Origin of the sequence: Vibrio sp. vnigr-6D03, from assembly GCF_002835515.1 — a bacterium.
GTDB lineage: Bacteria > Pseudomonadota > Gammaproteobacteria > Enterobacterales > Vibrionaceae > Vibrio > Vibrio penaeicida.
In genome coordinates, this window is record NZ_PIZL01000018.1 from 713 (window position 1) to 12,468 (window position 11,756).

8 protein-coding genes are annotated in these 11,756 nt (G+C 46.4%); all 8 read right to left on the bottom strand.

What is annotated here, in order from left to right; genetic code table 11:
• Positions 1-817: 817 nt before the first annotated feature.
• Positions 818-1,675 carry a DUF2971 domain-containing protein gene (locus CW749_RS14480; protein WP_180758396.1) on the bottom strand — a complete coding sequence of 286 codons (858 nt, stop codon included), beginning with the start codon at positions 1,673-1,675 and terminating at the stop codon, positions 818-820.
• Positions 1,676-3,438: 1,763 nt separating this feature from the next.
• Positions 3,439-4,197, bottom strand: coding sequence for an aspartate/glutamate racemase family protein (locus CW749_RS14490; RefSeq protein ID WP_101112979.1), 759 nt, complete (start codon positions 4,195-4,197; stop codon positions 3,439-3,441).
• Positions 4,194-5,252, bottom strand: a complete 1,059-nt coding sequence (locus CW749_RS14495) for a carbon-nitrogen hydrolase family protein (RefSeq protein WP_101112980.1) — start codon at positions 5,250-5,252, stop codon at positions 4,194-4,196. Before CW749_RS14495 ends, CW749_RS14490 begins: the two co-directional genes overlap by 4 nt.
• A 9-nt stretch (positions 5,253-5,261) precedes the next feature.
• Positions 5,262-6,176: a fumarylacetoacetate hydrolase family protein gene (locus CW749_RS14500; protein WP_101112981.1), complete on the bottom strand. Its 915-nt coding sequence runs from the start codon at positions 6,174-6,176 to the stop codon at positions 5,262-5,264.
• Between the two features lie 63 nt (positions 6,177-6,239).
• Positions 6,240-7,370: a cupin domain-containing protein gene (locus tag CW749_RS14505; RefSeq protein WP_101112982.1), complete on the bottom strand. Its 1,131-nt coding sequence runs from the start codon at positions 7,368-7,370 to the stop codon at positions 6,240-6,242.
• Positions 7,371-7,414: 44 nt separating this feature from the next.
• Positions 7,415-9,739, bottom strand: a complete 2,325-nt coding sequence (locus CW749_RS14510) for a bifunctional salicylyl-CoA 5-hydroxylase/oxidoreductase (RefSeq protein ID WP_101112983.1) — start codon at positions 9,737-9,739, stop codon at positions 7,415-7,417.
• Positions 9,736-10,275, bottom strand: coding sequence for an acyl-CoA thioesterase (locus CW749_RS14515; protein ID WP_101112984.1), 540 nt, complete (start codon positions 10,273-10,275; stop codon positions 9,736-9,738). Before CW749_RS14515 ends, CW749_RS14510 begins: the two co-directional genes overlap by 4 nt.
• 12 nt (positions 10,276-10,287) lie before the next feature.
• Positions 10,288-11,751, bottom strand: coding sequence for an indolepyruvate oxidoreductase subunit beta family protein (locus CW749_RS14520; protein WP_101112985.1), 1,464 nt, complete (start codon positions 11,749-11,751; stop codon positions 10,288-10,290).
• Positions 11,752-11,756 lie beyond the last annotated feature (5 nt).

Consider the following 11,756-nt stretch of genomic DNA (forward strand, 5'->3'; position numbering starts at 1 on the left):
TTAGCTTGCATTCAATGAACAACATCTTAGCCAACAAAACCTGCTGCAACCAGACCACAGAACCCAAAACACCGGATCAGTCGAAAATTTAGAAAAACGAACCAAGAGCAAAGCTTCAAAATTCACTGAACCCAATTAATTTTGAAAGCTTGTAACGACTTGGTTTGCTGAGAATTTCCCACTTTGAATCAAGTTAAGGAATCGAACTCAAAAACCCTAAAGCCAGCAACTTTCGAGAACCTGACAGCCCTTGAATTATCAAAGCGCTATAACGCCCAGTTAAGTAGCCAAAAACACACAAATGCTGTTTCTGCAAACTACCCTAACCACTAAACTCAACGCAAACTAAAAATGCCACGCGTTTTTGGTCTGCTTGAACTGTTTGTTGTAGCGCAACGAATAACAAACTAACTTGGCAGTGACGCATTTAACTTGCATTCAATGGACGCCATCTTAGCCAACAAACCCTTCTGCAACCAGACCACGAAACCCAAAACACCGATTCTGTCGAGAATTTAGAAAAACAAACCAAAAACCAAGCTTCAAGATACGATGACCTCTATTAGCTTGAATATCCTACAGCAACTTGGCTTGCGGCGCTTTTACCACCTTGATTCAGGTTGAGATATCGAACGAAAAACGCTGAAGCCAGCAATTTTCGAGAACCTTACAACCCTTAAATTATCAAAGCGCTATAACGCCCTGTTAAGGGGTTAGCAACGCAATACTGAAGCTGCCGCAAACCACCTTAATCACTTTAACCAACGCATAGTAAAAATGCCACGCGTTGCGAATCCCTCTTGAACAGTTTGTTAGCTTAATTGCCACGATAAGGTATCGGTGTTTTTGTTACTTGCACTGCCGATAAATTGGATTTAGCAAGCAGCAACTCGAGTGATTTTTTCGCAAGATCCGAATGAGGGTTTGGACCAATGATCAATTCCTTTACACAACTGCTATTAACATTTAGCCGAACATAAGGAATTAAGAAATAGTCAGAACTACGTAAGTGGATATTTATATGTTCTTGCCCATAGACAACGTACCGCCACTCACACTCTTCCTTAAAGCCTGCATCTTTCATTAGTGTACATGCAACTTGAGCTTTCGAAATAAAGTCTGAGATTGCGGACTGATTATCACCGTTCGGAGACATGGGTTCATTGATATAGTCTGTCAATAAATCTTTAGCATATTCATATTTAAATTCATCATCATATATAACTGGGTAAAGAAGGCTCTTAGTATTAAGCTCTGATTCAAAGTTTGGAGAAATACCTATAGAGACACCATGCCCATTAGGGGTATAAGCTCTCCACTGACTCAATAGATCTTTCTGACTTGTCAATGAAAGAACAAAAACTCCAGCGTCCTGCGCGAAGGACAAGTTTGTTCCAATTGTTTCAGTGAATCGGAAAAAAGATTCTAAACCACCTAAATGTTGTAGGATTAGGGGATTTCCTTGATTTTCAACTTTAAACTCAGTGAAAACATCTTTGAGCACTCTGAACCCATGAAAATACTCCTGATGATCATTGAGAAAATTTATTTCACTAACCCAAAAAGATAGTTTCCCACTTCCTTTTACAATGTTATTGATTGCATCAAATGATGTGTAATGCCAAAGAGCATCAGGTTTGTCTTGATGCAAGTATTCAAGGTAGTCTTTATACAACTCTATCTCCATTACCTAAATTATTAAGCTAACGCCCAGTTAAGTAGCCAAAAACGCACAAATGCTGTTTCTGCAAACTACCCTAACCACTAAACCCAACGCAAACTAAAAATGCCACGCGTTTTTGGTCTGCTTGAACTGTTTGTTAGAGCGATACAAACAAAAAACTCGCTTGGCAATGAAGCACTTAGCTTGCATTCAATGAAAGGCATCTTAACCAACAAAACCTTCTGCAACCAGACCACAAAGCCCAAAACACCGATTCAGTCGAGAATTTAGGGAAACGAGCCGGAAGCCAAACTTCAAAACCTGATGAAGCTGAATGGTTTTGAAACCTACAACGGCTTGGCTTGCGAGGATTTACCACCTTGACTCAGGCTAAGGAATCGAACTCAAAAACACTGAAGCCAACAACTTTCGAATTCCTTAAAAACCTTTAATTATTAAAGCGCTATAACGCCCAATTAAGTAGCTGACAACGCTACCAATACACTCAAATTTACCACCATAATCACTGCACCTAAACCGAGTTGAAAATGCCAAGCGTTGGCAGTCTGCTTAAATTGCTTGTTAGTTTGCCACCGTGATGAAGCCCAGGTTTAGCGCCAAGGTGCTGAACTAGAGACGAAATCACTGGCTTTGAACGCAGAGATAAAACTGGAAACTACAGAACTCAAATCCAATCAACAGACGAACTTGGCTAAGAAGACTTTCGTAGAACTTAACGACCACAAGCAGCGAACTTCAAAGCTTACCGATGATATTTCAGAACCAAAGAGACAGCGCTAAAGAACGTTGAGAAACGAACCTTACCAACGCAAAAGAAATGAATAACACGGCAGCCAATTAACCACAAAATTGGCTACGTGTGATGAGAATTCGATGACAAATATTTGGGGGGGCTTACAGGTGAATAGCAAGGATGCAGAACCAAGCTTTTAGACCATTAATGCTTTTCTACCCTTTGCAAACTAACGCCCGCTTAAGCCGCTGCCAACGCAATACAACGGCTACCGCATTGCGCCTTAAACACAATTTTTCCTGCAAACCAAAAATGCCACGCGTTGGCGGTTGGCTTGAAGCGCTTGTTAGAGCGATACAAACAAAAAACTCGCTTGGCAATGAAGCACTTAGGATGCATTCAATAAACAGCATCTTAAACAACAAAACTTACTGCAACCAGACCACAAAGCCCAAAACACCGATTCAGTCGAGAATTTAGGGAAACGAGCCTAGAGCAAAGCTTCAAAATTCAGTGAATTCAATTGGTTTTAAAACTTTCAGCAACTTGGTTTGCGACGACTTTTCCATCTTGGTGCTGGTTTAGGAATCAAACTCAAAAACACTGAAGCCAGCAACTTTCGAGAACCTGACAAACCTTGAATTATCAAAGCGCTATAACAACTTATTAGACAGATACAATCCGCCTATCTCTATAGCTTGTATCCACCTAACATGCTTACGCTCTGTTCTTAAACTATTTTAAATTCATACGATTATGCCACGAAATTGATTTCATAGGGTTGTGAAGTCTGGAAAATGTCGAGCTAAAACGAGATTGTACAAAAAAGTATCAGATTGGTTGTATGTACAGTAAGAAATGATGAAGTATCGCAACGGTGAAATGTATACGTATAAAGCATAAAAAAGCTGCCTGCCTTGGGGGAGACAGACAGAAATGTAGTGCTCGGTTAAGGGTATATGCTTTTATTGTTCGAGCCGCTTCCCGTTCGGAACTCTAAGATCCTTATGATCTGAAATCCTTAGTATTTTCCTGAAAGCAGTGACCCAAAATCAGGAACGTGGGTGTCAATGCCTAGCTCTTTCATCATTTTGTATGCGGTAGCAACGGATGAAGAAATAACAGGGATACCAATGCGATCTTCGATAGGCTGTATCGAAGGTAAGGAAGGCATCTGTACGCATGCAGACGCCACCAGCACGTCTACCCCAGAAGTTTGCAGCTTCTTGGTTATCTCAATAGGCGCTTTCGGATTTTGTGTACCTACCTCTAAGTTATTCGATATCTCCAATGAAAGGCTATCAACCACTTCAATCCCCTCACTTTCAATATAATCAATCACAAGCGCGGTGAGCGGTTTCATGTATGGTGCCAACAGCGATATTCTTTTAGCTCTTAATGCATGAAGCCCTTCAACCAATGCGCCAGCGCTCGTCACTACAGGGCAGCTAGCCCCATTTTGTGTCGCCACATCACCCAAGCGTTTTTCCGATTCTCGGTGATACTCTCGCCCCATACTCATTATCGCAACCAAGCAGGCATACCCCATCACATCCACGTGCGCATCGGACAATTCCAACGCGCACCGCAAGCTGTCGCTGTCCATTTTTTCCAATTCAGATTTAGTCACGTTCTTCATTCGCATTCGCGAAGAATGAAAAGTAAATCGTTCAGGGTGAACACTTTCTCGCGCTCGGAAAATCGCGGGGACTTCCGTTTCCATTGTAATGTTGGAAGACGGAACAATTTGACCAATACGGAAACGTTGTTTTGCCGTCATAAGTCACGCTCCTTTACTGAATGAGTTTTATCTGTACTTGTTTCTGCGGAATTATCCAAGGCGACATTATTCGAGGCTTGTTCATCACCATCGTAAAAATGGGCAGGCTGAATCGGATTGCGATTCACATGAAGTTGGAACACGTCGAATCGATTGTAGTGCCCCGTTATGTCATGCATCTGCCTTGGTTGAATACACTTGTTTAGATCAATCTCCGCATAAACAATACCTTCTTCATCAATGAGAGGCTCACCTATTACGCGTCCATCGGGGCCAATAAACCCAGTGAACGCACTGCTATTTCGCTTCAAGAGCGCTTCAGATTCTGGGTGCGTCTCTTTAAATGTGTCGATGATTTCCTGCGAAACGGTCGAGCAAGACACCGCCGTAAACACCTTACCTTCAAACGAATGCGCAGAAGATCGGAGCTTTATGGCTTCTGCCATATTGTAATCTGGCGGTGCGACGGGCAATGAAATGTAGTTTGCGACATGCATCAGTTCCCCCTGAGCAAGCAAAGAGAAGCGAGCCAGAGTATTGGTATTCTCACCACAAGCTAACGCCCCAAGCGGACCAACCGACGTTTTATGCACTTTCAGTTGCGAACCGTCTCCCGGTGCCCAAGTGAGCTTTTCCGCCCACGTTGGCACGAGCTTTCGGTGCTTCCCTATTATCTCGCCCTCATCGCTGATAATTACAATCGTGTTATAAAGCGTCCCAACGCCCACCGAACTTCGCTCGTTCACACCAATCACTACATTCGCCTTAAAACGAGCGGCTTGCTGAGCAATTTTCTCGATTTCCGGACCAGGGATCTCAATTGCACACTTACACAGCTTTTCAAACCATGGGCTGCCTTCTGGCGGCGTCATGATCCAGTTCCAATAGGGGTAACCGGGAATGAAGACTTCAGGAAACGCAATCAGTGTAGCACCCTCTAACGCCGCCTCTTCGATGAGATCGCATGCCTTATCAACGGTCGCGTCTGTATCGAGGAAAACAGGCGCAGCTTGAATGGCGGCAGCTTTAAACACATTCAGTTCTAATGCTGGCATAACGCCCCCTCACTTTGCCGCAACAACGGAATGTCTGAGGCTGCCTACGTGCTCAAGCTCAGCCTCAATTACATCACCGGGCCAAACCCACTCTTGAGGTTCACGCCCAGCCCCCACACCTTCTGGCGTTCCCGTTGCAATAATGTCGCCGGGTTCGAGTGTGATCCCTTTGCTGATGTCGTTGATGAGTTCGTTCACTTTAAAAAGCATATGACGAGTATTCGAATCCTGTTTCGTCTCACCATTCACCTTTAAACTCAAATTCAAATTCTGTGGATCAGGGATTTCATCTGCCGTGACAATGCACGGGCCAAAGGGTGCGAACGTGTCTTGCCCTTTTGAATAGATCCATTGACCTGCACGGCGGCAATCTCTGGCACTCATATCAATAAGCAAGCTGTAACCAAACACGTAATCCAGCGCGGACTCTTCCGACACCCCTTTGGCTTTGGTGCCCATAACAACCGCCAGTTCGACTTCCCAATCCAACTGTTGGGTGATCTCGGCATTGTGCTCAATCACATCATTCGGGCCTATCACCGTCGTGGGCGGTTTTGAGAAAATCACTGGCTCTTTCGGCAAAGCTTTGTCGGTATCCAAAGTACGGCTCGATTCAGCAACATGCTCAACGTAGTTCAAACCAATTCCAAAAATGTTCTTCTTAGGACGGGGGATCGGAGCGAGTAATAACGCATTAGCAAGCGGAGTACAGCTGTCCGCTGGCCAATTTTTATCGTGGCTTTCGAGCAGTTCCGTAGCAACGCGAATGGCATTCGGTCCTAGCTCGATAAAAGACTGCATGCAACTGGGTAAATCAATATTGTTGTGGCTTGCGAGTTTGGATAGATCAATCACTTGGTTATCGACTAATGCCCCCAAACGCGATTCCGATTGAATGTGTGGGCGAAAAGTAACGAGACGCATAATAAATTCCTTTTTTTCGTGTGAATATTTGACTGAATAGCCTATTTGTTTAGGCTGATTAAATTAGCTATTCGATACGGGTTGATGCCCATCGTTTTCTGCGAGTGCTTCCTCTCGATACAAACCCAGAGCTTCAATGGTGGGCAAATCGCTGAAGCAAAACAGGCACGCATCTTCCGTATCAGAGGCGTTCACATGTTCATGAAATGCCCACGAAGGCACACAGAAGATGTCTCTTTCTTTCCAATCAAAACGTTTGCCGTTAATGATGGAATGCCCCTTCCCTTTTGCAACATGGTAGATAAAGCTGCCTGTGTGGCGGTGCGCTTTGCCCTTGAACCCGGGTCGTAGCATTTGCATACTCGCGCCCATGGTTTTCATCACGTGCCCCCCTGTAACAGGGTTGGTGTAATGCATTAAAATATCGTCGTAAGGGTTACCATCGGACACCGCCGCCATCTTAGTTAGCGCGTCGTAGGTGGGTTCCCATTGGTATTTAAATAATGGGGAATAGGGCTTATCCCAACTCACGTTTTGAGGGCGCAGTGCTCGCCCAGCCCAAAGCCCAATGGAGTTATCAACGGGCTGCGTGATCGCCTGATTTAAGTCTGGGTGAACTTCATAAAAGCCCGCTTCAAATGCGTTAACCAAAGGAATGTCGAGCCCATCTTGCCAAATACACGGCGTGCCACCTTCTTCAACTCCATGCTCGTGCCACGTACCATTGGGGGTGAGTACAAAGTCGTTAGCGCCAAGAGGCATTTTTTGCCCGTCCACAATGGTGTAAGCGCCACTGCCTTCCATAATAAATCTGAGAGCAGAAGAAGAATGCGCATGAGCACTGGCTGCCTCTCCGGGGAACATCACTTGTAACCCTGAATACAACCAACCCACTGCAGCGGCAACGTCTTGGCGACCCGGGTTATTTAAGTAAACAACGCGTCTGCCCGCTTGTTCTGGGGTGACCAGCTCCGCCGACTTAAGTACTTTGCTGCGAAGTTCTTCGTAACGCCACAACACAGGTTCAGACTCCGATTTTGGCTCCCAAGGTTCTATTTTGTTCGCCACCGTCCAAAGTGCGCCCGTATTAAGCGTTTTAAGATCTTTGTAATAAGAAACCAATTCAGGGGTATCGGCCACATTGGCTCGACCGATCACGTCTTCAAGATAATCATCGTAATTTTCGGTAGACATGGTGTTTCTCCTTTAAAGGGATAACGTTTCGCGTTAAGTAACGTTTATTTGTTGGATCTTTCCGTTTCAAGCACTCTGCGATCTTTAGGTAAAGCCGCTAGATAAGGGCGAGGCAATGGCAAAGGCCAATCCATACGGTTGCACTCTTCTATCAACCAATTTGGGTTGAGCATAAAAGGGCGAGCTAACGCACACAGATCGGCCCGACCCGCCGCGATAATGCTATTAACTTGGTCCGCGTCTGTAATGTTGCCGACCGCGATGGTGGGCACGTCGCCTTCGTTGCGGATCCGATCCGACATTGGGGTTTGATACATACGCCCGTACACGGGTTGCTGCTCTGGTGTTACTTCACCAGTTGATACCACGATCATGTCGGCACCCGCTTGTTTAAAGAGGCGAGATATTTCTATCGCTTCATCGACTGTGGTGCCGCTCTCCACCCAATCGGTTGCAGAGATACGAACGGAAATTGGTTTGTCTTGTGGCCAAGCTTCACGAACGGCAGCAAACACTTCGATAGGGAACCGGACTCGGTTCGTTAACGCGCCTCCGTAGCGATCTGAACGGGTATTACTGATAGGCGAAACAAAGCTCGACAGCAGATACCCTTGGCTTGCTTGAAGCTCTATCCAATCAAACCCCGCTTCATCGGCTCTTTTGGTGGCGTCCACAAAATCTTGAATAATATTGACCATGTCTTCGCCCGTCATTTCTCTCGGCACTGGGCTAACGTTGGGTAAGTAAGGAATAGGAGAAGCAGACACCGTCATCCAGTTGCCTTCTTTTAGCGGGTGATCCGGTTTTTCCCAGCCGAGTTGAGTGGAACCGCGACGCCCTGCGTGCCCTAACTGAATCCCAATGCGTGCTGAGCTGTTTTCGTGAACGTAGGCGGTAATGTCTGCCCACTTGTGCTGCTGTTCTTCATTCCAAATCCCAGCGCAGCCTTCTGTAACGCGGCCACTTTTCGACACCGACACCATCTCGGTCATCACAAGCCCTGCACCACCTAGGGCACGGGCACCTAAATGCACCGTATGCATGTCTGAGGGCATACCATTGTTGGCGCTGTATAAAAGCGTTGGCGACACAACCACTCGGTTAGCCAAGGTAATACCCCGAGCCTGATAGGGAGACAGCAAAGGCGCCGAGCTACCATGACTCGTTTTGTCACTTTGAGCCTGTTGCAACCATTTTTCGTAGCGATTAATCCACGCAGGATCACGTAGACGGAGGTTTTCATGAGAGATCCGCTGAGAGCGCGTCAGCAAAGAATACGCAAACTGCTGCGGCTCCATGTCTTCATAACGTTCTACGTTTTCAAACCACTCTGTCGAGTTCCTAGCCGCGTTTTGGATCTTCATGACTTCTACGTTTCGGATTTTTTTGTAGTATTCCAAGCCCGATTTAATGTTCGATTTGGACTGCCTTAAACATTGAGTCAGCTCTATGGCATCTTCTAAGGCTAACTTGGTGCCAGAACCAATCGAGAAATGCGCAGTGTGAGCGGCATCGCCCATAAGAACCAGTGGTACGGTTTTCTGGGAATTTTCATCCGGTTTAATCCAATGCACCCAGTTCTCGCAAATCACTCTAGGGAATTGAATCCAAATGGCAGAACCGCGCAAATGGGAAGCATTAGATATCAGTTTGTGACCATCCAGCCATGGGGAAAACAACTGTTCACAAAATTCGATGCCTTCTTCTTGGCTCATCTTATCAATGCCGGCTTTGTGAAACGTGTCGTCTGTAGTTTCGACAATAAAGGTAGATCGCCCCTCTTCAAACTGATAAGCATGGACCTGAAACCAACCGTACTCGGTAGGCATAAACAAAAAGGTAAACGCATCGAAGATCTTTTCAGTTCCTAGCCAGACAAAGCGGCACTTTCTTACGTCGATGTCTGGCTTAAATTCCGATTCGTATTTAGTTCGAATCGCACTGTTAATGCCATCGGAAGCGATAATCAGATCCGCGTCGTATTCACGAGCGATGTCTTTTTCGTTCTCTACATTGGTTTCAAAAACCAACTCGACCCCGACTTCTTCACAACGGGCTTGCAGAATATTGAGTAATCTCTTTCGCCCGATACCAATAAACCCATGCCCTGAACTGCGTATGGCCTCGCCTTTAAAATGGATATCAATGTCGCCCCATTTGCTGAATTCAGATTCAATGGTTTTTGCAGAAACCAAATCGGCTTTTTGTAAGTTCTCTAACGTGGCGTCGGAAAATACGACGCCCCAGCCAAAGGTGTCGTAGGGTCGGTTCCGCTCTATCACTACAATCCGATTTTCGGGGTTCTCCAGCTTCATTAATAAGCCGAAATACAGCCCAGCTGGTCCCCCGCCAATGCAAACAATATTCATAGAGTGCTCCTTTGTTTTTGCGTCCCTTCATTGGAAGAAGAGAGTTCGTTAGTCGTAGTAGGCTCTTGAGAAGAAATCGCTTGAGGAGAAGACAACTCAGAAGACCGCTCTTGGGCAGAGGTATTTAGAAAGTATTGGATAGCCACATTCAGCTCTTCAGGAATAGCAATCGAGCAGTGCGTTTCTAGCGAGGTTGTTACTAAGGTTTGTTGAACCTTCATTCTTGGATCGCCGTTCTGCCCGATGCAGCGGTATTCAAGGGTGAACGATTTCGTTCCGAGGCGTACCACATCGAGCTCTAGGTAGACGTCGTCTCCCATCTGGCTCACTGCGGTAAAATCTGCCTCTAAGTGGACAATGGGCATGCCGAATTTAGCTCGCCCAATGTAGCCAGCAAAACCGCCTTCTAATATGGAATCGACCCACGCTTCTAAAAGATCATTGAACATGACGAAGTACTGCGGATAGAACACGATACCTGCCGGATCGCAGTCCGAAAATCGTATTTTATAAGGTAAAGAAAACGAACGTTTCATTGTTCCTCCTAATTAATCTAATGAGTATTGGGCTTTAAGGGTGTTCAGCTTGGCGCCATGTTCGTCGGCCAGTGCGGCTTCCCTTAACTCCCTTAAGAGATCTGGTGTTAATTGTTTCGGGTAGCGCTCGGCGACAGACATAACTTGTCGGTAGTTATTCATCCCGCGTTTGTGTGTGTCTCCGTAACCCTTCACCAACCGTTGGCACAAGGCGATTTCTTTGGCTATCGCAGGGTTGGTGAGCGCGGCACGTTTGATCCGCTCAACCCAATCCAAAATGGCGGCTCGTTCGTTTTTGTAACGCAGAGTGATTCGGCGGCATTTACGCCAATTCGCCAATGAAAACAGTAATAAAAATCCCGATAGCGAGCTGGTTCTCACCACTCGCCCCTCTTGGGTCAGCTTTGTGACCAAGCCTGATAGCATCTTCGAACGCTTTAACCAACGCCCTAAGGAAGCGGGCAGCGGATCGCAGATTTCGTCCAACCCAGGGTGCATGAACTCCTCGATTTGCAGCAGCTGCGCTTGGGTCGCGCCCACCTCTTCTCTTACCCGTTGAAAACGCGATGCGCGCACTTTTAAATCCGCGACTCTCATTACGTCTTCATAGCTGAGCCAAAGCGCCAAGTGCCTCGCCACAACTTCTAGAAGCTGTGGGTGCTCAGTCAGAGACATTTCCTTCAGCAAATCGACGTATTCTTGTGCGTAGTTCAGATCCTGATAATCCAATAGTCGTTCAATGCCATTACTGATCGTCGCTTGGCACTCTTGCGGAAAGGTGCGGCTTAAAGGGTGAAGCGAAAGGCGTTGATATGTCGGCTCGGCGTCGGGCTGCTCTGTCGACCCATTCGATGTAAGAAGACACGCGGCGTTAAACGCATCTAAGCTTTCTTTTACTCCAATGCCACCTTGTTTGATGGTGTGTTCAAACGCTTCTTTAGAAAAAGGCAGTACACCCGATTCGCTCAATGCCCCAAACAGAACAGAGCTGATCACGCTTTTGTTTTCCGCCGCGACTTTTGCCATATCGAACTTGATCAAGCGCTTGGAGGACTTTTCTGCGTGCGCAATCAGAGAATGGCTGTCGACACGCCCGTCGCCCATATCGGAACGTTCTTGATAGGAATACACGCGGTGTGTTGAAGAAATCAGAACCGTTTGCGCTCGCGTGACCAGCCCACGTTGTATTGCTCGCCCCGCTTCCATGAGTTCGGAAGTGAGAACGATATCGACGTCTTCGGGAATAGGCATTAAAGCCAATACTGGTACGGCGTTATGCTTTTCCGCAATATCTCGGGAAAAGAGCTCGACATAATAGATGGTTGAGCCGGTTCGTTGGGCAACCCCAGGCACGGATGTCGTTTGGGCATAAAACCCATTCGCTTCGGCTAAATGTACGATCCAGTCGGCTAACACGCCTCCCCCTTCTCCGCCCATAGCAAGAATGGCAATTTTAATGGGTTTGTTCAGATTCATAAGTC